Source organism: Sulfitobacter sp. GN1-4 (assembly GCF_055693825.1).
In genome coordinates this window covers 3,727,756-3,751,119 of record NZ_JBVFUQ010000003.1, presented here as the reverse complement: position 1 = coordinate 3,751,119, position 23,364 = coordinate 3,727,756, and the positions used below count along the sequence as shown (strand labels likewise).

Sequence of the window (23,364 nt, the reverse complement as noted above, 5' to 3'; positions counted from 1 at the left end):
TCCGGTCCTGTTCGGGCGCGCAGGGGCCGGCAGCAGATGTCATTTCTTGCCTGGCGTGCCGTCGAATTTCTTTTCGATGTCTGACCAGCAGTCGATGTAATCGTCCTGCAACGGCGCTTCGTTTGCGGCGAATTCGGTCAGGTGCTGCGGGAAGCGGGTCTCGAACATGAAGCTCATGGTGTTGTCGAGCTTCTCTGCCTTCAGATCAGCGTTTGAGGCGCCTTCAAAGGCGTTTTTGTCTGGCCCATGTGGCAGCATCATGTTGTGCAAGGACATGCCGCCGGGGATGAAGCCCTTGGGCTTGGCGTCATACTGGCCGTAGATGTTACCCATCAGCTCTGACATCACGTTCTTATGATACCATGGCGGGCGGAATGTATCCTCGGCCACCATCCACCGTTCGCGGAAAAGCACGAAGTCGATGTTTGCGGTGCCTTCGACGCCCGAGGGCGCTGTGAGCACGGTGAAGATGGACGGATCGGGGTGGTCAAAAAGGATCGCGCCGACGGGGCAATAGGTGCGCAGATCGTATTTGCAGGGCGCGTAGTTGCCGTGCCAGGCTACCACGTCCAGCGGGGAATGGCCGATCTTGGTTTCGTGAAATTGCCCGCACCATTTGATTGTGACGGTGGAGGGCTCCTCGCGGTCTTCAAAGGCGGCTATCGGGGTTTTGAAATCGCGCCGGTTGGCCATGCAGTTGGCACCGATCGGGCCACGGCCAGGCAGTTCAAATTTCTGACCATAGTTTTCGCAGACAAAGCCGCGGCAGGGTCCCTCAAGGACTTCAACGCGGTAAAGCAGCCCGCGCGGCAGGATCGCGATTTCCTTGGGCTCCAGATCTATCACGCCCAATTCGGTACAAAAGCGCAAGCGACCCTCTTGAGGGACGACCAGCAGTTCTGAATCGGCGGAATAGAAATAGCTGTCCACCATGCTTTCGGTGACCAGATAGATGTGACTGGCCATGCCAACCTGGGTGTTCACATCGCCTGCTGAGGTCATAGTGCGCATGCCGGTAAGCCAGGTCAGCTTTTCGGCGCTATGTGGCACTGGATCCCAGCGGTATTGGCCCAGGCTGGTGACGTCCTGGGGGATGTGTGGGGCCGACTTCCAATAGGGTAGGTCAATCCGGGAGTAGCGGTGCGAATGTTTAACGGAGGGGCGGATGCGGTAGCACCAGGTGCGTTCGTTCTGGTGACTGGGCGCGGTGAAGGCGGTGCCGCTGAGCTGTTCGCCGTAAAGGCCATAGTTACACTTTTGTGGTGAGTTCATGCCCTGAGGCAGGGCCCCGGGCAGGGCCTCTGTCTCGAAATCATTGCCGAAGCCCGGCATATAGCCTTCGTGGGTGCCCATCGGTGACGCGGCTGAGATCATATCGCTTGGATTGGTCTGTCGGTTCATCTTCGCACCTCTGGTAAACCTTGCAGAATCGGTTGCGAGTGTAATAGTTGTTTTTGTAACTAACAACAGGCCTCCCATGCAAAACCACGATTTTGATTTGGAAAATTTCCTGCCTTACTTGTTGAACCAAGCGGCGGAGGTAAGCTCGTTAGCGTTTCAGAATGTCTACAAAGAGCGGTACGGGATGCTGCGCACGGAGTGGCGGGTGTTGTTTCATCTGGGTCTCTACGGCCAGATGACCGCGAGCGAGATTGGTGTGCGTGCGAAGATGCACAAAACAAAGATCAGCCGCGCTGTCCACCGATTGGTGGAACGCCGGTTTGTGACCCGCGCGCGCGACAGCCATGACCGCCGGGTGGAACATTTGCGCCTGACATCTCAGGGGGTGGCCGCCTATCAAGACCTCTATGAGGTGGCCAAAACCTATCAGTCGCATTTGCTGTCCCAGTTGGATGCGCAAGAGGTGGATGCGCTGCGCACGGCGCTGAGCAAATTGGCCCAACCCCGGCCAATGGACTTTACTTAACCGCAGATCACCGTCACCGATGGGGGATGAGCGATCAAATCAAAGGTTTGGTGATCACCTTTCTGGGCGTCCTGTTTGTGGTGCCGGATTCTCTGTTCGTCAGATTGATTGATGCCGACGCGCTGACCATCGCGTTCTGGCGGCTTTTGCTGGCCGGTGGGCTTTCTGCGGTGTGGATTTTGGCCACCCAAGGTATCCGGCCGTTCCAGGCGGTCGTGGGCACAGGGCGGTATGGTTTGATCTATATGCTGGGCGTGGGTGCCAGTGGTGTGCTCTTTATCGTTGCGGTGAGCCTCACCTCAATCGCGAACGTTGTTTTTATCATCGCCTCTTTGCCCGTCTTTGCGGCTGTCTTTAGCCGCCTTTTTCTGGGTGAGCCGTTCAGCGGGCGGATCTTGCTGACGATTGCCGCGGTGTTGCCGGGGCTGGCGATCATTGCCTACGGATCAGGTGAAACAGAAGGGGCAAGCCTGGCGGGGGATTTATTGGCCTTGAGTGTGTCCGCGTTGTTTGCCGCAGCGCTGACAGCTGCGCGCCGGGTGCGCGATGTCTCAATGGTGCCGGGGGTGGCCATGGGTTATCTGATCGCGGCCTTGCTGATCTGGCCGTTTGCCTCCCCCTTTCCGTGCCCGTTGATGATGCGCCGCTGGTGTTGGCGCACGGCGGTTTGATCCTGGTCAGCTCTGTCTTGCTGGCATTGGGGCCGCGCTACATCACATCGGCTGAGGTGGGGCTGCTGGTACTGGGCGAATCGATCCTGGCACCGCTCCTGGCTTGGGCAGTTTTGGCAGAAGCACCGGGGCGCATGGCCCTGATTGGCGGCGCAATTGTTGTGGGCGCGCTTTTCGTTTCAAACTTGGTGATGTTGCGACGGCAGAGGCGATGAGGGCCAAAAGCCCCGCCATCAGAAATCCGCGGTTACACCGGGCAGATTGAGCGCTTTGATCAGATCACGCAGCTCTTGCCGGGCGGCGATATTGGAAATGTTCAGCTGCTTAACGCCGATGTCCTTAAGATCCAGCAGCGTCAGGCCGCGCGGGAAAAGCTCCCGGAAAATGACCCGCTCGTTAAAGCCCGGGGCGATGCGAAACCCAATGCGTTTCGACAGGTTCTTGATCGCGCGTTCCATCTTTTCCTTGTTGACCATCCGCTGGGCGCCCAGACGGTTGCGCACAACCACCCAATCAATCGGGGCAAGCCCCGCTTGGGCGCGCAGTTGGCGGGCCGTCCAGACCATTTCGGAATAGACGGATGGGCCGGTGATTTTCTCACCGGTGGCATCCGTGTGGGCCAAAAGATCAAAATCGATGAAACTGTCGTTCAGCGGCGTGATCAACGTATCAGCCAGTGAATGGGCCACCTGGCTCAGACGGGTATGCGAGCCGGGGCAGTCAATCAGGATGAAATCGTTATGCGGCTCAACCGAGGCGACTGCGGCGCTGAGCCTGTGGTCATAGACGTTTTCACCCGGCTGCAGCGCGCTGGCTTCAACCTCGGGCAGTTCCACCAATTGCGGGCTGGGCAGTTCGAGGCCGGTTTGTTGCATGAAGGAATTGCGGTTGTCGACATAACGGCCAAAGGTCCGCTGCCGCAGATCCAGATCAAGCCCACTGACGCGGTGGCCCATCCGCGCAAGCGCTGTGGCCACATGCATTGAGACGGTCGATTTGCCCGCGCCGCCTTTTTCGTTTCCGACGACAATGATATGCGCCATAGCTTGTCCTTCCGCCTGCGCACGCACCGCAGGATATTGTTTTCCACACTATATGTGGGGTGGCGCGATTTGGAAAGTGGAGATGGGGCGCTGTGACGTCGGGCGAGGCCTGTGTCATGCGCAAACCGAATGGCCTGTTCGGCGGGTGCAGCACACGGCAAAGCCCCAGTGACATAAGGCTCTGGCGTGCTACGTCGGTTCCTAGTTTCAAAACAGTAAGGCCCCCCATGTCCGCACCGCGCGTCTTAAAGAACCGAGATTTCGCGGGGCTTTTGCTGGCCAGCACGATCTTTGGTGCCGCCTTCCCCATTCAGCTGATCCTAGGAGGGCTGGCCGGGCTGATGTTGGCCCCCAGCCCCGGATTTGCGACCTTGCCCGCCTCAGTGCAGACCCCGGCGGGGTTGTTGGCCGCCGTCCCGATCTCACTCTTGATGGGGCGCTGGGGACGCAAGGTGGGCTTTGCGCTGGGCGGTGTTCTGACGCTGGCCGGGGCTGTGGGGGCTGTCCTAGCCGTAGCATCGCAGAATTTCGTGCTGCTTTGTGCGGCTCATTTCGCCATGGGGGCAGGGTGGGCTGCGTTTCAGTATTTCCGCTTTGCCGCCGGTGAGGTGGTTGCGCAAAACTGGCGACCTGTCGCCATTTCATTGATGCTAAGTTCGCTTCTGATCTCTGCCCTGATCGGACCTCAGGTTTTCCTGTCGGCCAAAGATGCCTTGGCCCCGTTGCCCTTTGCCGGGGCCTATGCCGCGACCGGGGTCATCGGTCTGTTGGGGTTGATCCCCTTGGCGCTTGTACGCATGCCCCATCCGACAACGAACGCCGCGCAGCAAAGGCCCCGCATGATCACCGCGCTTGCCGCGCTGCGCCGCCGCCCGGTACGCCGGGCCGTGATTTTTGCGGCGGTTTCTCAAGGGGTGATGGCGTTTATGATGATCCCCACGCCGATCGCCATTGTGGGATGCGGGTTAAGCGAAGAGACCGCGGGGGATGTGATCAGGTGGCATATCGTTGCGATGTTCGCCCCCAGTTTTGTGACCGGCTTTCTGATCCAGCGCTTTGGGGCGCAAAGGATCGCGGTGCTGGGGCTGATCATCATCGGGATGTCCGCCGCCGCCGCGATAACAGGCCTGTCGGCTGCGCATTTCTACGCGGCTTTGATTGTCTTAGGGGTCGGCTGGAACTTCGGGTTCATCGGCGCAACCACTTTGCTGGATGCCGCATTGAGTGACGCGGAAAAGCCAGCCGTTCAGGGGGCCAATGATACGATCATCGCGCTGACCTCAACGGTTTGCGCGTTCTCATCCGGTTTGGTTGTCGCAGCCTTTGGCTGGGCGGTCGTCGCCTTTGTGACAGGGGGGCTTGTTGTTGCGGCTTTGGCTGTGCTTTGGTCTGACCGCCCGGTTGCAGCGCAGGGTTAGGGACCGGCGCAGCAGAACCGGTGTGCAGCGAAAGAGAGCGTTATGATCATCCGTTGGTGGCGTGCTGTGGCGGGCAGTGATGAGGTGTTGCAGCAATATGCTGAACATCTTGAACGCACGACATTTGCCGAAATGGCAGAGCTGCCCGGGCATCTGGGTGCGGCGTTGGCGGTCAAGGTAAAAGGCGATCAGAATGAATTGGTCGTTACCAGCCTTTGGGAAGATCTGGCGTCAGCCGGGCATTTTGAAAAAGGCGATTTTGATGATGCGGTCGTCAAGCCCAGCACTCAAAAGCTGCTGCAATCGTTTGACGTGAAGGTTGAGTATTTCGAAACCGTGGTGGCGACGGGCAGGTTGGCTGAGCCGGAATAGCCATCAAGGGCCTAACCCAAAGTGACAACAAAAAAGCGCGACCCGAAGGCCGCGCTGTTTTCTTCGTTCTGCAAAGGCGCGCGTTAGAGCGACAGGCCTGCGTACTTGTTCTTAAACTTGGACACGCGGCCACCGGTGTCCATCAGACGGCTGGTGCCGCCGGTCCATGCTGGGTGCACGGAAGGGTCGATGTCCAGCGCCAGTTGGTCGCCTTCTTTGCCCCAAGTGGATTTCATCTGCACGACCGTACCGTCTGTCATTTTGACGTTGATCATGTGGTATTCGGGATGTGTATCGGCTTTCATCTGTCCGGCTCCCCTTAGGCTTTTTTGGGCTTGTAGTTGGCGTTCTCTGCGATACGCGCGGATTTACCACGACGTGCGCGCAGATAGTAAAGCTTGGCACGACGCACACGGCCGCGGCGAACCACGGTGATGCTGTCGATGTTGGTGGAATGCAGAGGGAACACACGTTCAACCCCTTCACCAAAGCTGATCTTGCGAACAGTGAACGACCCGGCGATGCCGGAACCGTTGTTGCGGGCGATGCAGACGCCCTCATAGTTCTGCACACGGGTGCGTGTGCCTTCGGTTACTTTGTAACCGACGCGGATGGTGTCGCCAGCGCGGAAATCAGGGATTTCCTTGCCCAGTTCGGCGATCTGTTCCGCCTCAAGTTCTGCGATCAGGTTCATCTGACCTTCTCCTATGATGCTCGTGGTACGCCACGAAGATTGTTTGTGCGATCAGAGCTCCGGTCGGTCTGTCGGGTCGGTCGTGCCGCCCACCGGAGGATACATCCGCTATTCCTTGTCTCGCCCTGCGTCACACGCAAAGCACCGGAGCCGCCAAAGAGCGATTCCGGATGGGCGGGGTATAGGAGGGTTGCTCTGGCGGATCAAGTGGGTTTGAGCCAGCTCAGTCGATGAATTCCGGGGCGAATTCAACAAACTCAGTTCCTCCTGAACGTCCGCCAATCTGTTCTGCCAAAAAGTCCTCTACCAGGCGGGCATGGGCCAGTTCGTCTTTCCAGTGGCGAAAGCCGTGCCCTGCTTTTGGGAAATAATGCACGCGCACATCTTTGCCGGCCGCGACCGTTGCGGTTTCGAAATCGCGCACCTGCTGAATGGCAGTGATTTCATCCTGCACGCCCCCCATGACCAACAAAGGGCCGTGCAGTTGATCCACCAGGTTGATGGGGGAAAAGGCCTGCATCTCCTCCAGATCTTCGGGTACATCGGGATTGCCAAAGTAGCGCCACCAGCCGTGGATGCCGTTGTTCCAAAAGCCTGGATGGTACTTTGATTGAAACGCCACATCCAGCATCGGCACTTCGACGATCCCTGCAGTAAACAATCCCGGGTCACGCATCATTGCCATGGCGGCGGCATACCCGCCGTAGCTGGCCCCGCGTGCAGCAATCGCATCGGGATCGGCCAGGCCTTGATCAATCAACCAAAGCGCCGCGTCAGCGATATCATCCTGCATGGCGCGGCCAAATTCCCGGAACCCCTTGGCCTGGAACGCTTTGCCAAACCCGGTGGAGCCGCGAAAGTTGACCGACAGCACTCCATAGCCCCGGTTCACCAGAAACTGGTTGAAATGGTGATAGCCCAGACCTTCGTGCCCCGCAGGGCCGCCGTGAATGTCGACGACAAAGGGAATGGGGCCTGCTGGATCCTTTGGCATGGTCAGGACAGCGGGAATGTCCAAACCGTCGCGGGCTGGGAAAGTCACGAATTCTTCTTGTACCAAACGGTCCTTGAAGCGCCGCATATGGAATTCGCCCAACAGCTCATAGTTTTTCTCTTCCATGTCGATCAGCAGATAGATGTAGGATTTGCTTTGCGTCGAAAGCGCTTGGGCCACGTAGCGCCCCGTCGCACTGGGTACGGTCGCGCCCAAAGTGACAGGCTGATCGAAGGTGGCCAGAATATCCAAATAGGTCTGGCCCCGTTCCGTCAGCGCTTTGCGCTCCAAGGTGTCGGTACCCAGCCTTATGACATCGGGGTCTGGTCCATGGGTCAGCGAAAAGCCCCAGCCGACATCCGTGTCTTCAGAGGCATAGATAACCTCCTCCGCGCCTGTATCTGCGTCAAAGTTGACGATCGCCGCTCTGTCCCGCCCAATCGCTGACCGGGCGATAAAAGTACCATCCGCGCGGACCGCTGACAGGGGCCAGAAAGCATCGTTAAGGTCAATGTCGATCAGGGTATCCCAGCCGCCTGCGGTCTTTTTCAAAACCCGATTGGTCCGCTCATCCAGATTGTCGATGCGCAACACGGGCTCAACTTCTTCGTTCATCACCCAATACTGGGTCTTTTCGTTGCCTTCGGCGATTTTCTCAGCTGTCAGCCCGTCTTGGGACACCAGCCACAGGTGGCCGGGTGAATTGCGGTTCTCTTTGCCCCAGGCCAGGATGGGCATGTCTTCGTCCCAGGCCACTTGGTTTTTGATCCAGCCGCCCGACAGGCGCACGGGTGACGTGCGTTTCCAATTCTCCTGCTCGGGGGCAAAAATGTCGGCCTCCCAATCATGACCGTTATAGATGAACCGCAGCCGGGGTTGGGTTGGGTGCCACCGGATATGACTAAGGCCAACGGGGAAGGTGGCAACCTCATCGCCGGTGCTGACCTCGCGCACCACGCTTTTGCGTCCCAGCAAGTTCGCCGCGTTCAAGAACACATAAGCGCCGTCGCTGGATGGCACGTAGCCTGAGGCCGAACGCGGATCGGCAAAAAACGTGCGCGTTGGAATCAGGGCGGGTAGGTCTGTGGCCTTGAGGGCGGGATTGGAGACGCCCGTGTTGCGCGTCACGAACACCGCGGCCCCTGCCAAAATGCCAGTAACAATCGCCAAACCAATGAGGAATTTTTTCATACACCCAAACCCTTTACTGCCTTTAGCAACTATAGCGGGTATGTTGGGTGCTGCAATGCGAAGACCTCAGAATTTCCCTGATCCGCGGCGATTTGATCCAGCGCAAAGTGCCATGCGTGTGCGCCGGGTATTCTTTGCACAACACAGTTATCAAATGGGGGACAGCACATGACCGCAGTGGCGGAATTGCAAAAGAAAACCAGTTCGATCCTGGGGTTCGAGCAGGGGAAATACCCATACCCGGACAAGCTTGACCGCAAGACCTATGAGGCTGAAAAAGCGGCGCTGCAGGTTGAACTGCTCAAGGCGCAGCACTGGATTGAGGAGACCGGCCAAAAGATCGTCCTGTTGTTTGAGGGCCGTGATGCGGCGGGCAAGGGCGGCACGATCAAGCGCTTTACCGAACACCTGAACCCACGCAAAGCGCGTGTGGTGGCCCTGAACAAGCCAACAGATGAAGAGCGCGGGCAATGGTATTTTCAGCGCTACATCAAGCACCTGCCAACAGCCGGCGAAATGGTGCTTTATGACCGCTCTTGGTACAATCGCGCGGGCGTTGAGCGGGTGATGAATTTCTGCCAACCGGCTGAGTATTTGGAGTTCATGCGCCAGACGCCAGAGTTTGAACGGATGTTGGTCCGCTCTGGCATTCAGCTATTCAAATACTGGTTTTCCGTCACGCAAGAGGAGCAAAAGGCGCGGTTTGCCAGCCGAGAAACCGATCCGCTGAAGCGTTGGAAGCTGTCACCGATTGACCGGGCCAGCCTCGACAAATGGGATGACTACACAGAGGCGAAAGAGGCCATGTTCTTCTACACCGACACGGCAGATGCGCCTTGGACGGTGATCCGGTCGAACGACAAAAAGCGCGCGCGGCTGACCTGCATGCGGCACTTTCTGGCGCAGCTGGCATATCCAGACAAAGACCTAAGCGTGGCCACACCCCCCGATCCCAAGATCCTGCATCAAGCGCAGGTGGTCCTGGGCAATACCGATCACATCCTTGCGCGGTCCTTGCACCCGCAAAGCCGCAAAGCGTGATCCAACTCCATCGAAAGGACAACAGATGTCACATACACCTCATGAACTGGCACAGGAATTTCCTGAGTTTGCCGAGCTGATGGGACAGCTACGCCAAACCGATACCCATTTTGCCAACCTTGCTGATGACTATCATGTCATGAACCGTGCGCTGCACCGGGCTGAGACCAATGTGGAACCAGTTGGTGACATGTTCATGATCGAGATGCGCAAAAACCGCATGACGCTCAAAGATGAGATTTATGCATACCTCAAAGCGCAGGTTACTCCCGCCTGAGCTTTGTCCAACGGCGGCAGCGGGGCTAAGATTTGCTGCCGCCGTTTTGGGATTTTTCAATCATATCGGGGCGCCGCTCTGCGGTAAGACGCTGCGCTTCGCTCAGCCGCCACTTGGCAATCTCTTGGTGATTGCCCGACATCAACACTGGCGGGATTTCTCGACCCTGCCACGTGGCCGGGCGGGTATACTGCGGATGTTCTAGCAAGCCATTTGAATGGCTTTCCTCCAAGGTGCTGTCGGCATTGCCCAAAACACCGGGCAACAAGCGGACGGTGGCGTCGATCATCGCTTGCGCGGCCAGCTCACCGCCAGTCATGACGAAATCACCCAGCGATACTTCGGTGACGCCGTAGTGTTCCAAAACGCGTTCGTCCACGCCTTCAAATCTGCCACATAAGATGGTCAGCCCATCGCAGCGCGCGAAGTCCCGCGCCATGGCTTGGGAAAACCGCTGGCCGCGTGGTGACATGTAAAGAATGGGCCACCTGCCCCTTGCCTGCGCCGATGCAGCCTCAATCGCCGGTCCCACCACATCTGCGCGCATCACCATGCCCGCCCCACCCCCTGCCGGGGTGTCATCGACGTTGCGGTGTTTGCCGATGCCAAAGCTGCGCAGATCGTGGGTGTGCAGCTGCCATTTGCCGTCTTGCAAGGCCTTGCCGGTCAGGCTGGCCCCCAAGACACCGGGGAAAAGCTCAGGAAAAAGCGTAATGATCCGGGCCTGCCAGACATCGCTGTAATCCGGGCGGGGTTGCATCAATTCGCGGGGTTTCAGGCTGGCCGTGACGGATTGGCGGCCATGCGAACGGGTGGGCTTCATTTTGCTGCGGCCTCCGCCAGTATCAGCGCCTTGGCGGCGTTGCGGGCAAATGGTGTGGGGTTGTCTCGGTTGGCCTCAATCATGGCCGCCAGCACGTCTTCTCCTAATCGTTCGTTTTGGGGCGTGACGGGTTTTAAGGCGGATCGCACGTTTTGGGGGATATCGCACAGGCCCAGCAATGGGTCGGCGGGGCCAAGGGGCAGGTCGGCGCAGTCTTCCAAGGCATGGGTATGCACCGGGGCGGGTACGCGGCTGGCCACCTCTGCGGCCATCCCGGCAAGATCACCGGCCCGGTGATAGCGGTCTTTGAAGTCATCCAGCGTAAGCGTCATGTTTGACGATTTGACGTGTTCCCAATGCGCCGAGGCCATCCAGTCATCCGGATTGCGCGTGGACAGGTAAATCAGGATTTCCGATTGGGGATAGCGTGCCTTAGCAATCTCCCAATAGGCATAAAGCAGAACCGGTGCGGCGCTGTAATCCTGGATGCTGCCGCGGCCTGGCAGATGGCCGCCCAGCTCTTCGGCAGATATGATCAGCGTGCGGCGCGGCATGCCGGGTAATTCGTTCATCATATGGCCGAACCGGGTCTGAACCTTGATCAGCGTCAGCGGGTCTTCGTCGTTTGAATAGCCGCGGCTGGCCAGCACGAGATCTTTCATATGCCACCGCAGCCGCAGGGCGACCTGGCGTTTCAGGGCAACCCGGTTTTCGCGCAAGGTCGCCTGAATGGTGGAGGTGCCGGTTTTGTGAAACCCTGCGTGAATGATGATGCGGCGCGGCATCAGCTGTCATCACTGTCCGGCAAGATGCCCACCGGGGGATCAGCGACCAACCGGCCCGAGGCCAGATCGACCGTAGGCACCGCCGTTTTGGTGAAAGGCAGAAAAACGGTGGCCGATCCGCCCGCCAGCTGCAGCTCCAACAGATCATCTGCGCCGTGGTTTTGCACGGTCTTGACCTTGCCCAACAGCGCGCCGCCGGTGTCATAGACCGCCAGACCGATGAGGTCAGCGTGATAGAATTCATCATCCGGCAGCGACGGCAATTGATCGCGGTGGGCAAAAAGCGTGGTGCCGCGCAGCGCGTCGGCGTCTTCCTTGGTGGCAACCTGAGGGATGCGGGCGGCAAAACCGTTCTTGATCGGGCGCAATATGGCCAGGGGGTATTCCGTGCCATCTTCGCTGCAAAGGGGGCTATAGGTTTCGATGTCTTCGGGCACCGCGCAATAGCTTTTGACGCGCAGCTCACCGCGGACACCATAGGCACCAGCAATGGCCCCCACTGGGATTAGATCACTCATGCGGGCACCTCAGGCACCTGACACACACCATTCATCCACGTTCCCTCTGCTTGTGCGCAGTTTGACCGGGCCAACATCTGGTTGGCCTGGACGCCCAGGTAGATGCCAAACCCCAAAACGGCCAGAAATCTGATCAGCCTGAACATCAGCGGCTCTCAACATGTAAGGCGGGGGCGCGTGTCTCCCAGCCCGTGGTTTCCAATTCCGGCGTGAGGGTATTTTCCTCTGGCCAGCCCAGGCACAGATACGCAACCAGCGTCCAACCTTCGGCGGCTTCAAGATCAGCGTTCAGGCGGTCAGGGTCAAGGATGGAGACCCAGCCAATGCCAAGCCCCAGTGCGCGTGCGGTCAGCCACATCAGCGTGATGGCACCAACCACCGAATAGCGGCGCATTTCCGGCATTGATCCCGCACCCAGCCCCGCCCCTTTGAGGGTGCTGTCATCGCAATAGATGGCAAGGTGTTCAGGCGCGTCTTGCATGCCTGAAAGCTTGAGAGAGGCATAAAGCGCAGCCTTATCGCCGCTATAGCCGGCGAGCGCTTGGGCATTTGCATCTTGGAAATTCTGGATGGCGGCCTGACGTTTCGCGGCAGAAGTGACGCGCAGAATGCGCCAGGGTTCTGACAGGCCAACAGAGGGGGCCAGCGAAAAGGTGTCGAGGCACTGCTTCAGCAGCGCCTCGTCCACCGGATCTGTGCGAAAGTGGCGCACATCGCGCCGCCATCGCATCAAGTCGTGCAGCCCGGCACGGAACTCATCTGAAAAAGCGTCCATACCGGGCGACCCCGCGATCTTACTCAGCGGCGGCTTCTTCTGCTGCGGCTTCTTCTGCAGGTGCTGCATCCGCTTCGGCGGCTGCCGCTGCCTTATCGGCCTTCTCTTGTGCGCGTTCTTGGGCTTTCTTGCCAGGAACCGCTTTCTTGGGGTTGTTACGCTCTGTCTTGGGCAGGGCACCGGCAGCTTCCAGCATACGGCGCACACGGTCTGTTGGCTGTGCGCCTTTTTCCATCCAGGCTTTGACCTTGTCGAGGTCCATTTTCACACGCTCTTCGCTGTCTTTTGGCAGCAGCGGGTTATAGGTGCCCAGCTTTTCGATAAAGCGGCCGTCGCGTGGCATGCGGCTATCCGCTGCAACGATGCGGTAGAAGGGGCGCTTTTTGGAGCCGCCGCGGGCGAGACGAATTTTCATAGCCATGGTGTGTATTCCTTTAAGTTGGCAGGGGCAGGGCCCCGGAGTTCATGATTGGTGTTGTTTGTGGTGCTGAATGACTTCAGCGATGATGAAGTTGAGAAACTTCTTGGCAAATTCGGGGTCCAGATCGGCCCGGTTTGCCAAATCTTCAAGCCGTGCGATCTGATCCGCTTCGCGGGAAGGATCGGACGGGGGAAGGTCGTGTTCGGCTTTGAGTTTCCCCACAGCCTGGGTGTGTTTGAACCGCTCGCCCAGCGTGTAGACCAGGATGGCGTCCAGCCGGTCAATTGAGGCGCGGTGCTCTTTGAGCACCTGGGCGGCCTTTTGGGTGGTATCGGTCATGCGGCCTCCTTTGGATGTCGCCAGATCTGGCAGGGGGTGCCCAAAACGGCGCCATCGCGTTCATAGCGGGCCCCCAGTTTTTCGGCGAGCGCGCGCGAGCGGGTGTTGTCCGCGCGGATGTAGCTGATCACGCCGTCGAGCTTGAATTCCTGAGCGGCAAACGCACGTGCCGCGCGCGCCGCTTCAAAGGCCACGCCTTTGCCTTCGGCATGGGCGAAAAGGGTCCAGCCCAATTCCGGTTCATCCCAGCTTGGTGGGTTCATAAATCCAACCCAGCCCAGAAAATCACCGGTCTTGCGATCATCGATATGCCACAGTCCGTAGCCGTGCAGGGCCCAGTGCCCAATGCGGGAGGCGAGGCTTTTAAAGCTTTGGTCGGCGTCGCGGGGCCCACCCACTATCTCACTGCGCGCCGTTTCGAAAAAGGCAGTGATCGTCGGCAGATCTGCCTTCTTGGGGGCGCGCAACGTCAGGCGCTGAGTGTCCAGCACGGGAATGGCGTCTAGCATCTGGATCATGATCTGTCCCCGCTGAGCAAGGTGCGCGGGGCGGCGCAAGCCCTATCTGCTGAGAGGCGCTTGAGGGCGCGATGCGTCCTCAAGGCACCTCTGCGAGGGTGGGTGCGATTCCCCCGGCCTCAAGGACAAGCCGGGCACAGCCGGGTGCTGCGCATCCTTGACCCCGAGGTGGAATCACGTCTGATCGATGCCCAGGTCATGTGCGAGCCTCCGGAGCGGGATGGCGGTACATCATGACGGTGCCATAGCCTTCGTGTTCATGATCCGCCTCGCGGACCGCGCCCATGGCTTCAGCGACGCGGACAGAAGCGTCATTGCCGGGATCAATGATGCTGACGGCCGTCGTCCAGCCCAGCGTGTCATAGGCGTAATCGCGCGCCGCGCGCCCTGCTTCTTTGGCGTAGCCTTTGCCGGTGCCTGACCAGATGTACCAGCCCACTTCGGCTTCGGGCCAGTCCAGCGGTTGATGCAGGCCGACCAGGCCGATGGCCGCATCTGCGCCCTTTTCGGTGACCATCCAGCGGCCAAAACCGCGCATCTGCCAGTGGCCGATCACCTCGCAGAGATAGCGCCAGGTTTGCGGCACTGTGCGTTTGCCGCCGATGTGTTTGGTGGCGTCTGAGGCAAAGAAGGCTGCAAAGGCCTCATGGTCCTGCGGGCGCGGGGCGCGCAGGATCAGGCGCTCTGTTTCAAGCGTGGGGATGGCCGTCAGGGGTGTCATGTGAGCCCCAATTCTGCCGGCGCGGCACCGGTCAGCACGGGGCGCGTGAAGCTGCGTTCATATGACAGGATGCAGCGGGTCTTTTCAGCATGGGCAAAGGCCGCTTGGCATTCAGGATCATTGGCCATTTCCGCGCGGTAGTCTTCATAGGCCGCAAGGGAGGGAATGAGAACATCGCCCAAGCCACATCATTGGCCCCCTCATGGGGCAGGAAATAGCCATGGTGCGTGCCACCCAAGCGGTTCACCAAATGGATCCAGACCTTTGCATAAGTCTCGAACGCGGGCACCTGATAGGGGTCAATGCGATATGTCAGGGTGCAGGTGATCATGCGGCCACCTTTGGATGCACCCAGATTTCCGCCTCGGGCTCATGTGCTGCACGGCTGCCGTCTGTTACAGCTTGCAGCCGCTGTGCGACGCGTTGAGAGCGCAGATTGGCTGCATCAATAAAGCTGACCAACTGAGATAACCCGTGCGCCTGTGCCGCCCAATCGCGCACGGCTTCGGCCGCTTCTGTAGCAAACCCTTGGCCAATCCCGTCTTCAAAGAGGTGCCACGCCAGTTCTGGCTGCGGCCAATCTGCATGATTGAGGATGCCGACGCGGCCCAAAGGTGTCGGATCCTGTTGGGTTTGAAGGGTAAAGAACCCGTATCCAAACCACTGCCAGTGGCCCACCCCGATCATCATGCCAAACCATGCATCCTGCGGCGTGCCCAATTCATCTTGTGCCGCCATTTGGGGGCTAGACGTGACAAAGCGCGTCATCTCCGGCAGGTCCTCTTGCAGAGGCCCACGCAGGACAAGCCGATCGGTTGTGATCCGAGGCGCGTTTGTCAGAGGTTGTGTCACTTTTTCTTCCCAAACCCTGACAATCCGGGGGGCAGGCCCATGCCGCCGCCCAGGCCGGGTAGGCCGCCGCCTTTGCCCATCTGCTTGGCCGCCGCTTCCAGCGCTTTGGGGTCCATGCCTTGCGCCATGGCAGCGGGGTCCATCCCGCCTTTGCCCATCATCGCCTTCATGGCCTGTTTCATCATGCCGCCTTTGCCCTTGCCGAGCTTTTTCATCATGTCCGACATCTGGCGGTGCATTTTCATCAGCTTGTTAAGGTCGGACACTTCCATACCTGCGCCCCGTGCGATGCGCTTTTTGCGGCTGGCCTGTAGGATCTGCGGATTGGCGCGTTCTTTCTTGGTCATCGACTGAATGAGCGCGATCTGCTGTTTCAGGATCTTGTCGTCAAAGCCCGCTTCTTCGACCTGTTTGGCCATCTTGCCCATGCCGGGCATCATGCCCATCATGCCTTGCATACCGCCCATCTTGATCATCTGTTCAAGCTGCATTTTCAGGTCGTTCATGTTGAACTGACCCTTGGCCATGCGCTTCATCATCTTTTCGGCCTGTTCGGCCTCAATGGTTTCTTGCGCTTTTTCCACCAGTGCGACGATGTCGCCCATCCCCGAGGATGCGGCCCGCGATGCGCTCAGGCTCAAAGGTTTCAAGCGCGTCCATCTTTTCGCCCAGGCCCACAAACTTGATGGGCTTGCCGGTGACGGCGCGCATGGACAGGGCCGCACCGCCGCGGCCATCGCCGTCCATCCGGGTCAGCACCACGCCTGAGATGCCGATGCGTTCGTCAAAGTTCTCAGCCGTGTTCACCGCGTCCTGACCAGTAAGGCCGTCGACCACCAACAAGGTTTCGCGCGGGGTGACCACATCGCGCACCGCCTCAACCTGTTGCATCAGCTCTTCGTCGATGGACAGGCGGCCCGCGGTGTCGAGCATATAGACGTCATATCCGCCCAAGCCCGCCTGCGTCTTGGCGCGTTTGGTGATGGCAACCGGATCTTCGCCTTTGACGATGGGCAGGGTGTCCACACCGATCTGGACGCCCAGGATCGCCAGCTGTTCCATCGCGGCGGGGCGGTTGACGTCCAAGGAGGCCATCAACACACGCTTGCCTTCTTTTTCCTTCAGGCGCTTGGCGAGCTTGGCGGTGGTTGTGGTTTTACCACCGCCCTGCAGACCGACCATCAGAATGGGAGCCGGCGGGTTATCAACCTTGAGGGCACCCGGCTCACCTTCGCCGCGCAGCACGTCGATCAGCGCGTCATGCACGATTTTGACGACCTGTTGTCCGGGGGTGATGGATTTGGTGACAGCTTGGCCGGTTGCCTGTTCCTGTACGGCTTTGACGAAATCGCGGGCCACGGGCAGGGAAACATCCGCCTCCAGTAGCGCCACGCGTACTTCGCGTAGGGCGGTTTTGACGTCCTCTTCGGACAGCGCGCCCTGTTTGGTCAGGCGATCAAAGACACCAGAGAGGCGTTCGCTCAGATTTTCAAACATGGGCGCTGGCCCTTTCTTTCATCAGTTGCGGGATGCCCTGTAGATAGGCAGCGCCGCGCGTATTCACAAACATCTGGTCCATGGCATGGGCCAAACGCGATTTGCCCCCGTGGGCGCAACGCGCTGACGGGGGGCGATCCCTGCCCAATGGCAAAGGGACCGGAAGGCAATGCTTCCGGGGTTGGGTGGCGTTTAGGGTGAGAGACCTTGCCTGTCAAGCGCAGCATGCCAACGGTTGATCGCGTCTGCCGCGCGTTTGGCACCGCTGCCACTGCTGTAAACTAAGGTGATCGGATGGGTGCCGACATCCATGCCACCATTGATGATAAGTGCCGCACGGTGGGTCGGCGTGTCCCCGGAAGGGGAGGTTTGCACAATAGCGCGGTCGAGATAACGCAGTTCCCAAGTCATGGCGCTGTATCGGATCCATGAGCGGCGGCGCAGCTCAATCAGGTTGCGCGGAGCGTCCAGGATCAGTTGCGTGCGGCGTACAAAGATCATGTTAAAGCCCACGCCAAAAATCAGACCGCCTAAAATGAACAAAAGACCCATGGAAAAGTCCTCTGCGATGTTGGCCAGGCCGATGCCCACGAAGATCAGGCCGAAAACGGAGACGAAAATCGCCAGCAGGATCGGATTATTCTCCACGATCAACTGCTCAGCTGTGTCGCGTGTCACCTTCATGAGCGCAGAAAAACACACCGCGCAGGGACGCGATGTGTTTCAATATGTTGGTTGAGCGGGGCGGTCATGGCTAAACTATGCCGGATGACCTGCCGCTCTCCAATGGTCTTATGCGGCTAGGGGCAATGCGGAAATGGCACTTTGTGCCTTTGCGATGGTGCCTTCGGCATCCAAAGCCAGGCGGTCTGCTGAGATCACCGTGACATCTGTGATGCCGATAAACCCGAGAAAGTGCTTGAGATAGCCAACCGCAAAGTCGGCGTCTGATCCGGCTGGGACGCCGCCAGAGGCAAAGGCGATGATCGCACGCTTGTTTTGCAAAAGGCCCTGTGGTCCGTTTTCGGTGTAACGGAATGTCTCGCCCTGGCGGGCAACCAGATCAATCCATGCCTTCAGGCTTGTAGGGATTGAGAAATTGTACATCGGCACGCCAATCACAACCGTTTCGGCGGCGCGTAGTTCGTCGATCAGGGAATCTGACAGGGCCAGGGCCTCGCGCTGCTGATCGTCGCGATCAGTGACCGGGACTTGTCTGGCATCGGACCATTCTTGCGTGATCTGTGGCAGCGGGTCTTTGGCCAAATCACGGGTCAGGACGTCTGCATCCCCCAGCTGTTTGAGGATGGAGGCTGTCAGATTACGGCTGACAGAGGACGTCAGATTGGCGGAGCTGTCGATGTGCAAAACAGTCATGGGAGTTCCTTTCGCTGTGCTTTTTTGGTGCTGCTGGGACATTTGGCCATTGCAATTTTGAACGCAACATTGATGAATGCGCATGTTGTGTTCGCAAACGCACAGAGGATCCGATGGAAAACTGGGATGAGATCAAAACAGCCTTTCACGTGGCGCGCATGGGAACGGTCAGCGGCGCGGCAGAGGTGTTGGGCGTGCACCATGCAACAGTGATCCGGCACATCGACGCGCTTGAGGGGCGGCTGGGAGTGAAGCTTTTTCAGCGCCATGCGCGCGGTTACACACCAACCGAGGCGGGCGATGATCTGCTGCGGGTGGCGCAGGCAACGGATGATCAGTTCAGCCAATTGGCAGGCCGTATCAAAGGGCGCGGCACAGATGTGTCCGGCGATCTGGTCGTCACGTCCCTGTCAGGTATATCGCCCGAGATTGCGCCGCAGCTTGTGGCCTTTCAACACCGTCACCCCGAGGTGAACGTCCGCTATATGACCGGCGACAGGGTGCTGCGGCTTGAATACGGCGAAGCGCATGTGGCGATCCGGGCCGGGCTGGCACCGGATCAGCCTGACAATGTGGTGCAGCACTTTGTTGATTTGCAGATCGGGGCCTATGCGGCAAAATCCTATGTGGACGCCCATGGCCTGCCACAGAGCCCCGATGATTATCACAAACACCGCTTCATCGGGCACGCAAACCCCGACAGCCGTGCGCCCTATTTCGTATGGCTAAAAGAGGCGGTGCCTGATGCGGCGATCACATTTAGAAGCACTGATACCTTTGCAGGCGTGCAAGCGCTTAAGGCCGGGGCGGGCATTGGATTTATGCCGCAATATGAAGCCCGGCGTGATCCTAAGTTGATGGAGGTGCATGCGCCACGTCCCGAATGGGTGGCCCCCTTGTGGTTGGTGACGCATGTGGATTTGCACCGCACCTCCAAGGTGCAAGCCTTACTCGCATTCCTAAAAACCCATGCAAAAGAGGCGCTTACGTGAGCGCAGGTTTGCAGGGCCATCTGGCCATGCTTTTGTTTTCAGCATTGGTGGCGGGGTCTTTTTCGCTGGGCAGCCTAATGGCGAATGAGATTGACCCCGCCGCCTTTACCGCCGTGCGGTTTTGGTTGGCTGCGTTTTTTGTGGGCGTTTTGGCCCAAATACGCGGCGGGCTTGGCGATGGGGCCTTTGCCGCACCTTGGCGCTACGCCGTGCTGGGTGGGCTTTTTGGCATCTACTTTGTCTTGATGTTTGAGGGGCTGAAATCCGCACCCCCTGTTAGCGCCGCGGCGGGTCTTTACCCTGGTGCCGCTTATGTCGGCGGGGTTTGCGATGCTGCTGCTGGCGCAGATGCTGACGGGCCGAATGGCCCTGGCCCTTGCCATTGGCGGGATTGGTGCGCTTTGGGTGATCTTTCGAGCGGATCTTGGGGCATTGCTGCAATTTGATATAGGGCGCGGTGAGATGGTCTATTTCGTGGGCTGCATCAGCCATGCGCTTTACACCCCGATGGTGCGCCGCCTGAACCGAGGCGAAAGTGCTGTGACCTTTTCATTTGGCACGTCCGTGGCTGGTGGGCTGTTGCTGAGTGTCTATGCCTGGCAAGAGCTTAGGGCTGTTGAGTGGAGCGCGTTGTCCAGCATGGTCTGGATCACGCTCTTTTACACCGCCTTTTTCGCAACGGCGGTGACAGTGGTTTTGCTGCAGTTCGCGACGCTGCGCCTGCCCTCTGCCAAGGTCATGGCCTACACCTATCTGGTGCCAAGCTGGGTTATTGTCTGGGAAATCTTGATGGGCAATGGCGTGCCGCCGCTGCTTGTCTTGGGCGGCGTTGGGCTAACCGTTTTGGCGCTTTTGTTGTTGCTCAGGGATGAGGAGGCCGTTTAGGCCTGATCTGGCAATTCGTTTTGCAAAAACCGTTCAAAGGCGTCCAGGTTCACCGGCTCAAACTGACCAAAACCTTGCATCCAGACCGACGCCGCCCGCAAGGAATCCGGCTCCAACTTGCACCATTTCACACGTCCGCGTTTTTCCTGGCTGATAAGCCCTGCGGTGCTAAGAACATTGAGATGCTTGGAAATTGCCGCCAACGACATCTCAAACGGTTCCGCCACATCCGTCACAGCCATGTCGTCTTCCAACAGCATGGCCAGGATGGCCCTGCGGGTGGGGTCGGATAGCGCTGCAAAAACCTGGTCGATGTCGGATGTCATGGCCTGTTTGTACAGCGCGCCCGAGGCCGGGTAAATGCAGCCGATGTTCACGTGCGCGGATGTGAGGTTGTCTGCGACGGATGCTGATGTTTCATCGCGGCGATGTCCTGCTCTGTCAGGCCAATGTCGCGCAGCAGATGTGGGTCAAGGGTGCTGACATGCGGGTGCCGCAGGTGGCGCAGCCACGTATGAAAGGCACGGATCCACGCAAGGATGCGCGGGGTTTTGACACAGGTGTCCTGGGCGCGCCGAAGCGCGTGAAGCTCACTCAAAGCCATTAATCTCTTCCTTTTTAACTGATTACCCACGTTTTCGCCGAAGTTGAGGCGAAGCACAAAGACAATTGCTTGACATTATATGTGCATAAATCACACATGACCCATGGCGCTCCAACTTCCCCCTCTGAACGCGCTTCGCGCTTTCGAAGCTGCTGGCAGGCACGAAAGTTTCTCGCGTGCGGCAGAAGAGCTGGGGGTGAGCCATTCTTCCATCAGCCGCCATGTGCGCGGTCTGGAAGACCGGCTTGGGGTCCAGCTTTTCCGTGATTTGCCGCGGGGGCTTGCGCTGACGGAATATGGGGCGAGCTATTTGGCGCAGGTTTCGCCCGCGCTGGATGCCATTGCCTATGCGACCGAAGGGTTGGTCGAAGTCCCGCAAGGGACGGTTTGGGTGAATTCCGAAACGCTTTTCGCTACCAAATTCCTTGTGCCCCGGCTGGGGCGTTTTTACGCGCAGCATCCAGATGTTGAGATCCGGTTGGAAGCCTCGCGCCAATTGGCAGATGTTGCCAGGTATGAAACCGATCTGGCGATCAGGTTCGTCCGGCCAGGGGGGCAGTACCCCTCTTCAGAACTGCTCAGCGATGCAGCCCTGCACCCCTATGCCATGACAGGTATGGTCCAGCTGCCGTTGAAATCGCCGCGTGATTTGCTGCGACATCCCCTGCGGCGGGACCGGACAAGCGGGTCGTGGGACCGGTGGTTTGCTTTGGCCGGTGGGGTCGCGCCAGAAGAAGTGCCGGATCTGGGGTGGCGGATGAGTTCGCATCTGGAGGTGGAGGCGGCGACGGTCGGACAGGGCGTTTTGCTCATCTCAGATGAGGTGGTTTCCCACGACGTCGCCATCGGCCGGTTGCAGCGCCTGTCGGATGTGGGGTTTCGGGAAGGCGGCTATCATTTGCTGCACGGCGAAGGGGTTTTGCGCCGCAAAGCGGTTCAGGTGTTCCGGGACTGGTTGCTGGCCGAAACGGCACCCTGGCGCAGCGGGGCTGACGGATAATCAACTAAAAGGTTGAATATGCTGCAAAGGCAAAATCGGCGCGCGCAGCGGTGATGTGGTCAGCCGCGCCCTCATTTAGAAGTATTAAAAACAATGGGATACGCCGATTTTCGCCCGCGTTGACTCTGACGCGGATGCGCCTTACTCAACGCTCAAGAATTCCGAAGGGGAATTGCGACGTGAGTGATCCTGATGGCCAGAAGCTGCAAGAGCTGGAGGCGCGGATCCAAGCCGCGAAAGAACGCGGCGCGCCGGGCAAATCCCACCAAGAAGAACACTACTCTCAAGCGCAGCTTGCTTGGCGGATGGTGATCGAACTTGTGGCCGGTCTGGGGATCGGTTTCGGCATGGGCTACGGGTTGGATGTGCTCTTTGGCACGCTGCCTTGGTTCATGGTGATATTTACGATGCTGGGTCTGGCAGCCGGGGTGAAGACGATGCTCCGCTCCGCGCAAGAGATTCAGGACAAGAAAATGGCCGAAGAGGCCGAAAAGAACGAAGGAGCCTGAGATGGCGGACGCAAAAGAAGAAGGCGGTTTGGTATTCCACCCGATGGACCAGTTCATCGTGAAGCCATTCTTCGGGGATGGCCCCGTGGCATGGTACACCGTGACCAACGTCACGGTTTGGATGTTCCTGGCTGTGATCGCCGTCTTCCTGCTGTTGGTTCTGGGCAGCTCCAAGCGGGCGGTTGTTCCTTCCCGGATGCAGTCAGTGGCTGAATTGGCCTACGGCTTTATCTACAAGATGGTCGAAGACATTTGCGGCAAAGAAGGGGTGAAGTACTTCCCCTACATCATGACGCTGTTCATGTTCATTGTCTGCGCCAACTTCCTGGGTCTGATCCCAACGTCCTTCACCACCACATCGCACTTTGCTGTTACCGTGGTGCTGGCCTTTGCCGTATTCCTGACCGTGACGGTTCTGGGCTTTGTCAAAAACGGCGCGGGTTTCCTGAGCCTCTTTTGGGTATCCTCAGCCCCTCTGGCGCTGCGGCCCATCCTGGCGGTGATTGAAATCATCTCTTACTTCGTCCGCCCCGTCAGCCACTCCATCCGTTTGGCAGGCAACGTTATGGCGGGCCACGCGGTGATCAAAGTGTTCGCAGGCTTTGCCGCAATCACGGCTGTATCCCCTGTGGCGGTTCTGGGCATCACGGCGATGTACGGCCTCGAGGTTCTGGTGTCCTTCATCCAGGCCTACGTTTTCACAATTCTGACGTGCGTGTACCTCAAGGACGCACTTCACCCGCATCACTAAAGATCTGGTCGGACATGTTGTCCGACCGACGACACTCAACTTCCAACGCATAGGAGAATGATCATGGAAGGCGAACTCGCACACATCGGCGCAGGCTTGGCGGCAATCGGTTCTGGCGCGGCAGCCATCGGGGTTGGCAACGTAGCAGGCAACTACCTGGCAGGCGCACTGCGCAACCCATCTGCTGCTGCTTCTCAGACAGCCACACTCTTCATCGGTATCGCTTTTGCAGAAGCGCTGGGCATCTTTGCCTTCCTCGTCGCTCTGCTGCTGATGTTTGCTGTATAAGCTCTCGGACACGACATCCTTGCGTGCGGGTAGGGGGCTGACCCCCGCCCGCTGACAAGACACCGTTTCCAAGGAGAAGCC

31 protein-coding genes and 3 pseudogenes are annotated in these 23,364 nt (G+C 58.8%); 13 read left to right on the top strand and 21 right to left on the bottom strand.

Features of this window, described 5'->3' with window-relative positions; genetic code table 11:
* Positions 1 to 39: 39 nt before the first annotated feature.
* The gene (hmgA, locus tag ACZ1HM_RS19305) at positions 40 to 1,401 is read right to left on the bottom strand and encodes a homogentisate 1,2-dioxygenase (protein ID WP_472744227.1); all 1,362 of its coding nucleotides are present in this window, start codon (positions 1,399 to 1,401) and stop codon (positions 40 to 42) included.
* A 76-nt stretch (positions 1,402 to 1,477) separates the two neighbouring features.
* Here hmgA and ACZ1HM_RS19300 point away from each other — a divergent pair, with 76 nt between their 5' ends.
* The 3 genes from ACZ1HM_RS19300 to ACZ1HM_RS19290 are packed head-to-tail and all read left to right on the top strand — an operon-like array spanning position 1,478 to position 2,813.
* Positions 1,478 to 1,927, top strand: a complete 450-nt coding sequence (locus ACZ1HM_RS19300) for a MarR family winged helix-turn-helix transcriptional regulator (RefSeq protein WP_472744226.1) — start codon at positions 1,478 to 1,480, stop codon at positions 1,925 to 1,927.
* Positions 1,928 to 1,953: 26 nt separating this feature from the next.
* On the top strand, positions 1,954 to 2,598 hold the full coding sequence (locus tag ACZ1HM_RS19295; RefSeq protein ID WP_472744225.1) for a DMT family transporter: 645 nt from the start codon (positions 1,954 to 1,956) through the stop codon (positions 2,596 to 2,598).
* On the top strand, positions 2,577 to 2,813 hold the full coding sequence (locus tag ACZ1HM_RS19290) for a hypothetical protein (protein WP_472744224.1): 237 nt from the start codon (positions 2,577 to 2,579) through the stop codon (positions 2,811 to 2,813). The genes ACZ1HM_RS19295 and ACZ1HM_RS19290 overlap by 22 nt, the downstream gene beginning before the upstream one ends.
* 18 nt (positions 2,814 to 2,831) lie before the next feature.
* Here the strand turns inward: ACZ1HM_RS19290 and ACZ1HM_RS19285 are convergent, their stop codons facing one another.
* Positions 2,832 to 3,641 (bottom strand): division plane positioning ATPase MipZ, encoded by an 810-nt coding sequence (locus tag ACZ1HM_RS19285; protein WP_472744223.1) that lies wholly within the window; start codon positions 3,639 to 3,641, stop codon positions 2,832 to 2,834.
* A 227-nt stretch (positions 3,642 to 3,868) separates the two neighbouring features.
* On the opposite strand from ACZ1HM_RS19285, the gene ACZ1HM_RS19280 reads away from it, so the two are divergent.
* Together ACZ1HM_RS19280 and ACZ1HM_RS19275 are read left to right on the top strand one after the other, a co-directional pair.
* Positions 3,869 to 5,059, top strand: a complete 1,191-nt coding sequence (locus ACZ1HM_RS19280; RefSeq protein ID WP_472744222.1) for an MFS transporter — start codon at positions 3,869 to 3,871, stop codon at positions 5,057 to 5,059.
* A 42-nt stretch (positions 5,060 to 5,101) separates the two neighbouring features.
* Positions 5,102 to 5,431 (top strand): hypothetical protein, encoded by a 330-nt coding sequence (locus ACZ1HM_RS19275; protein WP_472744221.1) that lies wholly within the window; start codon positions 5,102 to 5,104, stop codon positions 5,429 to 5,431.
* Positions 5,432 to 5,514: 83 nt separating this feature from the next.
* Here the strand turns inward: ACZ1HM_RS19275 and rpmE are convergent, their stop codons facing one another.
* From rpmE to ACZ1HM_RS19260, 3 genes are all read right to left on the bottom strand, one after another.
* Entirely contained in the window at positions 5,515 to 5,736 is a 222-nt protein-coding gene (gene rpmE, locus ACZ1HM_RS19270) for a 50S ribosomal protein L31 (protein WP_472744220.1), read from the bottom strand.
* A 14-nt stretch (positions 5,737 to 5,750) separates the two neighbouring features.
* Positions 5,751 to 6,125: a 50S ribosomal protein L19 gene (gene rplS / locus ACZ1HM_RS19265; protein WP_472744219.1), complete on the bottom strand. Its 375-nt coding sequence runs from the start codon at positions 6,123 to 6,125 to the stop codon at positions 5,751 to 5,753.
* Between the two features lie 223 nt (positions 6,126 to 6,348).
* A complete protein-coding gene (locus ACZ1HM_RS19260) occupies positions 6,349 to 8,310 on the bottom strand; it encodes an alpha/beta hydrolase family protein (RefSeq protein ID WP_472744218.1) in 1,962 nt (653 codons plus the stop codon).
* 168 nt (positions 8,311 to 8,478) lie between these two features.
* Here ACZ1HM_RS19260 and ppk2 point away from each other — a divergent pair, with 168 nt between their 5' ends.
* Positions 8,479 to 9,351 carry a polyphosphate kinase 2 gene (ppk2, locus tag ACZ1HM_RS19255; protein WP_472744217.1) on the top strand — a complete coding sequence of 291 codons (873 nt, stop codon included), beginning with the start codon at positions 8,479 to 8,481 and terminating at the stop codon, positions 9,349 to 9,351.
* Positions 9,352 to 9,376: 25 nt separating this feature from the next.
* Positions 9,377 to 9,628, top strand: coding sequence for a YdcH family protein (locus ACZ1HM_RS19250; protein WP_472744216.1), 252 nt, complete (start codon positions 9,377 to 9,379; stop codon positions 9,626 to 9,628).
* A 25-nt stretch (positions 9,629 to 9,653) separates the two neighbouring features.
* Here the strand turns inward: ACZ1HM_RS19250 and trmD are convergent, their stop codons facing one another.
* The 14 genes and pseudogenes from trmD to ACZ1HM_RS19180 all read right to left on the bottom strand — a co-directional run bounded on the left by trmD (position 9,654) and on the right by ACZ1HM_RS19180 (position 18,254).
* A complete protein-coding gene (gene trmD, locus ACZ1HM_RS19245; protein WP_472744215.1) occupies positions 9,654 to 10,451 on the bottom strand; it encodes a tRNA (guanosine(37)-N1)-methyltransferase TrmD in 798 nt (265 codons plus the stop codon).
* Positions 10,448 to 11,236 carry a hypothetical protein gene (locus ACZ1HM_RS19240; RefSeq protein ID WP_472744214.1) on the bottom strand — a complete coding sequence of 263 codons (789 nt, stop codon included), beginning with the start codon at positions 11,234 to 11,236 and terminating at the stop codon, positions 10,448 to 10,450. Before ACZ1HM_RS19240 ends, trmD begins: the two co-directional genes overlap by 4 nt.
* Positions 11,236 to 11,754, bottom strand: a complete 519-nt coding sequence (gene rimM, locus ACZ1HM_RS19235) for a ribosome maturation factor RimM (protein WP_472744213.1) — start codon at positions 11,752 to 11,754, stop codon at positions 11,236 to 11,238. Before rimM ends, ACZ1HM_RS19240 begins: the two co-directional genes overlap by 1 nt.
* The gene (locus ACZ1HM_RS19230; protein WP_472744212.1) at positions 11,751 to 11,900 is read right to left on the bottom strand and encodes a hypothetical protein; all 150 of its coding nucleotides are present in this window, start codon (positions 11,898 to 11,900) and stop codon (positions 11,751 to 11,753) included. The genes rimM and ACZ1HM_RS19230 overlap by 4 nt, the downstream gene beginning before the upstream one ends.
* Entirely contained in the window at positions 11,900 to 12,529 is a 630-nt protein-coding gene (gene bluB, locus ACZ1HM_RS19225) for a 5,6-dimethylbenzimidazole synthase (RefSeq protein WP_472744211.1), read from the bottom strand. The genes ACZ1HM_RS19230 and bluB overlap by 1 nt, the downstream gene beginning before the upstream one ends.
* A gap of 19 nt (positions 12,530 to 12,548) precedes the next feature.
* Positions 12,549 to 12,950 carry a 30S ribosomal protein S16 gene (gene rpsP / locus ACZ1HM_RS19220; RefSeq protein ID WP_472744210.1) on the bottom strand — a complete coding sequence of 134 codons (402 nt, stop codon included), beginning with the start codon at positions 12,948 to 12,950 and terminating at the stop codon, positions 12,549 to 12,551.
* Positions 12,951 to 12,992: 42 nt separating this feature from the next.
* A complete protein-coding gene (locus ACZ1HM_RS19215) occupies positions 12,993 to 13,289 on the bottom strand; it encodes a chorismate mutase (protein WP_472744209.1) in 297 nt (98 codons plus the stop codon).
* Positions 13,286 to 13,807, bottom strand: coding sequence for a GNAT family N-acetyltransferase (locus ACZ1HM_RS19210; RefSeq protein ID WP_472744208.1), 522 nt, complete (start codon positions 13,805 to 13,807; stop codon positions 13,286 to 13,288). The genes ACZ1HM_RS19215 and ACZ1HM_RS19210 overlap by 4 nt, the downstream gene beginning before the upstream one ends.
* Before the next feature lie 196 nt (positions 13,808 to 14,003).
* Positions 14,004 to 14,528 carry a GNAT family N-acetyltransferase gene (locus ACZ1HM_RS19205; RefSeq protein WP_472744207.1) on the bottom strand — a complete coding sequence of 175 codons (525 nt, stop codon included), beginning with the start codon at positions 14,526 to 14,528 and terminating at the stop codon, positions 14,004 to 14,006.
* Positions 14,525 to 14,859: pseudogene (locus tag ACZ1HM_RS19200) on the bottom strand (NIPSNAP family protein). The gene ACZ1HM_RS19205 and the pseudogene ACZ1HM_RS19200 overlap by 4 nt, the downstream one beginning before the upstream one ends.
* Complete coding sequence (locus ACZ1HM_RS19195; RefSeq protein WP_472744206.1) at positions 14,856 to 15,380, bottom strand: GNAT family N-acetyltransferase; 525 nt, start codon at positions 15,378 to 15,380, stop codon at positions 14,856 to 14,858. Before ACZ1HM_RS19195 ends, ACZ1HM_RS19200 begins: the two are co-directional and overlap by 4 nt.
* Positions 15,377 to 16,877: pseudogene (ffh, locus tag ACZ1HM_RS19190) on the bottom strand (signal recognition particle protein). The gene ACZ1HM_RS19195 and the pseudogene ffh overlap by 4 nt, the downstream one beginning before the upstream one ends.
* A 192-nt stretch (positions 16,878 to 17,069) precedes the next feature.
* Complete coding sequence (locus tag ACZ1HM_RS19185; protein ID WP_472744205.1) at positions 17,070 to 17,555, bottom strand: hypothetical protein; 486 nt, start codon at positions 17,553 to 17,555, stop codon at positions 17,070 to 17,072.
* 114 nt (positions 17,556 to 17,669) lie between these two features.
* A complete protein-coding gene (locus ACZ1HM_RS19180) occupies positions 17,670 to 18,254 on the bottom strand; it encodes an FMN-dependent NADH-azoreductase (protein WP_472744204.1) in 585 nt (194 codons plus the stop codon).
* A gap of 113 nt (positions 18,255 to 18,367) precedes the next feature.
* Here ACZ1HM_RS19180 and ACZ1HM_RS19175 point away from each other — a divergent pair, with 113 nt between their 5' ends.
* Together ACZ1HM_RS19175 and ACZ1HM_RS19170 are read left to right on the top strand one after the other, a co-directional pair.
* Positions 18,368 to 19,246, top strand: a complete 879-nt coding sequence (locus ACZ1HM_RS19175; RefSeq protein ID WP_472744203.1) for a LysR family transcriptional regulator — start codon at positions 18,368 to 18,370, stop codon at positions 19,244 to 19,246.
* A pseudogene (locus tag ACZ1HM_RS19170) lies at positions 19,243 to 20,131 on the top strand (DMT family transporter). Before ACZ1HM_RS19175 ends, ACZ1HM_RS19170 begins: the two are co-directional and overlap by 4 nt.
* On the opposite strand, the gene ACZ1HM_RS19165 reads toward ACZ1HM_RS19170, so the two are convergent.
* Positions 20,128 to 20,457: an ArsR/SmtB family transcription factor gene (locus ACZ1HM_RS19165; RefSeq protein WP_472744202.1), complete on the bottom strand. Its 330-nt coding sequence runs from the start codon at positions 20,455 to 20,457 to the stop codon at positions 20,128 to 20,130. The pseudogene ACZ1HM_RS19170 and the gene ACZ1HM_RS19165 overlap by 4 nt on opposite strands.
* Before the next feature lie 47 nt (positions 20,458 to 20,504).
* Complete coding sequence (locus ACZ1HM_RS19160) at positions 20,505 to 20,735, bottom strand: YjiS-like domain-containing protein (protein ID WP_472744201.1); 231 nt, start codon at positions 20,733 to 20,735, stop codon at positions 20,505 to 20,507.
* A 103-nt stretch (positions 20,736 to 20,838) separates the two neighbouring features.
* Between ACZ1HM_RS19160 and ACZ1HM_RS19155 the strand changes: the two genes are divergently transcribed.
* The 4 genes from ACZ1HM_RS19155 to ACZ1HM_RS19140 all read left to right on the top strand — a co-directional run bounded on the left by ACZ1HM_RS19155 (position 20,839) and on the right by ACZ1HM_RS19140 (position 23,283).
* Entirely contained in the window at positions 20,839 to 21,735 is an 897-nt protein-coding gene (locus ACZ1HM_RS19155) for a LysR family transcriptional regulator (RefSeq protein WP_472744200.1), read from the top strand.
* A gap of 179 nt (positions 21,736 to 21,914) precedes the next feature.
* Positions 21,915 to 22,244: an AtpZ/AtpI family protein gene (locus ACZ1HM_RS19150; protein WP_472744199.1), complete on the top strand. Its 330-nt coding sequence runs from the start codon at positions 21,915 to 21,917 to the stop codon at positions 22,242 to 22,244.
* Between the two features lies 1 nt (position 22,245).
* The gene (locus tag ACZ1HM_RS19145; protein WP_472744198.1) at positions 22,246 to 22,995 is read left to right on the top strand and encodes a F0F1 ATP synthase subunit A; all 750 of its coding nucleotides are present in this window, start codon (positions 22,246 to 22,248) and stop codon (positions 22,993 to 22,995) included.
* Between the two features lie 63 nt (positions 22,996 to 23,058).
* On the top strand, positions 23,059 to 23,283 hold the full coding sequence (locus ACZ1HM_RS19140) for a F0F1 ATP synthase subunit C (RefSeq protein ID WP_011567586.1): 225 nt from the start codon (positions 23,059 to 23,061) through the stop codon (positions 23,281 to 23,283).
* Positions 23,284 to 23,364 lie beyond the last annotated feature (81 nt).

Coding starts and splice junctions, on each gene's coding strand:
- hmgA (WP_472744227.1), bottom strand. CDS start 1,401: ATGAACCGACAGACCAATCCAAGCGATATGATCTCAGCCGCGTCACCG.
- ACZ1HM_RS19300 (WP_472744226.1), top strand. CDS start 1,478: ATGCAAAACCACGATTTTGATTTGGAAAATTTCCTGCCTTACTTGTTG.
- ACZ1HM_RS19295 (WP_472744225.1), top strand. CDS start 1,954: ATGAGCGATCAAATCAAAGGTTTGGTGATCACCTTTCTGGGCGTCCTG.
- ACZ1HM_RS19285 (WP_472744223.1), bottom strand. CDS start 3,641: ATGGCGCATATCATTGTCGTCGGAAACGAAAAAGGCGGCGCGGGCAAA.
- ACZ1HM_RS19280 (WP_472744222.1), top strand. CDS start 3,869: ATGTCCGCACCGCGCGTCTTAAAGAACCGAGATTTCGCGGGGCTTTTG.
- ACZ1HM_RS19275 (WP_472744221.1), top strand. CDS start 5,102: ATGATCATCCGTTGGTGGCGTGCTGTGGCGGGCAGTGATGAGGTGTTG.
- rpmE (WP_472744220.1), bottom strand. CDS start 5,736: ATGAAAGCCGATACACATCCCGAATACCACATGATCAACGTCAAAATG.
- rplS (WP_472744219.1), bottom strand. CDS start 6,125: ATGAACCTGATCGCAGAACTTGAGGCGGAACAGATCGCCGAACTGGGC.
- ACZ1HM_RS19260 (WP_472744218.1), bottom strand. CDS start 8,310: ATGAAAAAATTCCTCATTGGTTTGGCGATTGTTACTGGCATTTTGGCA.
- ppk2 (WP_472744217.1), top strand. CDS start 8,479: ATGACCGCAGTGGCGGAATTGCAAAAGAAAACCAGTTCGATCCTGGGG.
- ACZ1HM_RS19250 (WP_472744216.1), top strand. CDS start 9,377: ATGTCACATACACCTCATGAACTGGCACAGGAATTTCCTGAGTTTGCC.
- trmD (WP_472744215.1), bottom strand. CDS start 10,451: ATGAAGCCCACCCGTTCGCATGGCCGCCAATCCGTCACGGCCAGCCTG.
- ACZ1HM_RS19240 (WP_472744214.1), bottom strand. CDS start 11,236: ATGCCGCGCCGCATCATCATTCACGCAGGGTTTCACAAAACCGGCACC.
- rimM (WP_472744213.1), bottom strand. CDS start 11,754: ATGAGTGATCTAATCCCAGTGGGGGCCATTGCTGGTGCCTATGGTGTC.
- ACZ1HM_RS19230 (WP_472744212.1), bottom strand. CDS start 11,900: ATGTTCAGGCTGATCAGATTTCTGGCCGTTTTGGGGTTTGGCATCTAC.
- bluB (WP_472744211.1), bottom strand. CDS start 12,529: ATGGACGCTTTTTCAGATGAGTTCCGTGCCGGGCTGCACGACTTGATG.
- rpsP (WP_472744210.1), bottom strand. CDS start 12,950: ATGGCTATGAAAATTCGTCTCGCCCGCGGCGGCTCCAAAAAGCGCCCC.
- ACZ1HM_RS19215 (WP_472744209.1), bottom strand. CDS start 13,289: ATGACCGATACCACCCAAAAGGCCGCCCAGGTGCTCAAAGAGCACCGC.
- ACZ1HM_RS19210 (WP_472744208.1), bottom strand. CDS start 13,807: ATGATCCAGATGCTAGACGCCATTCCCGTGCTGGACACTCAGCGCCTG.
- ACZ1HM_RS19205 (WP_472744207.1), bottom strand. CDS start 14,528: ATGACACCCCTGACGGCCATCCCCACGCTTGAAACAGAGCGCCTGATC.
- ACZ1HM_RS19180 (WP_472744204.1), bottom strand. CDS start 18,254: ATGACTGTTTTGCACATCGACAGCTCCGCCAATCTGACGTCCTCTGTC.
- ACZ1HM_RS19175 (WP_472744203.1), top strand. CDS start 18,368: ATGGAAAACTGGGATGAGATCAAAACAGCCTTTCACGTGGCGCGCATG.
- ACZ1HM_RS19165 (WP_472744202.1), bottom strand. CDS start 20,457: ATGACATCCGACATCGACCAGGTTTTTGCAGCGCTATCCGACCCCACC.
- ACZ1HM_RS19160 (WP_472744201.1), bottom strand. CDS start 20,735: ATGGCTTTGAGTGAGCTTCACGCGCTTCGGCGCGCCCAGGACACCTGT.
- ACZ1HM_RS19155 (WP_472744200.1), top strand. CDS start 20,839: ATGGCGCTCCAACTTCCCCCTCTGAACGCGCTTCGCGCTTTCGAAGCT.
- ACZ1HM_RS19145 (WP_472744198.1), top strand. CDS start 22,246: ATGGCGGACGCAAAAGAAGAAGGCGGTTTGGTATTCCACCCGATGGAC.
- ACZ1HM_RS19140 (WP_011567586.1), top strand. CDS start 23,059: ATGGAAGGCGAACTCGCACACATCGGCGCAGGCTTGGCGGCAATCGGT.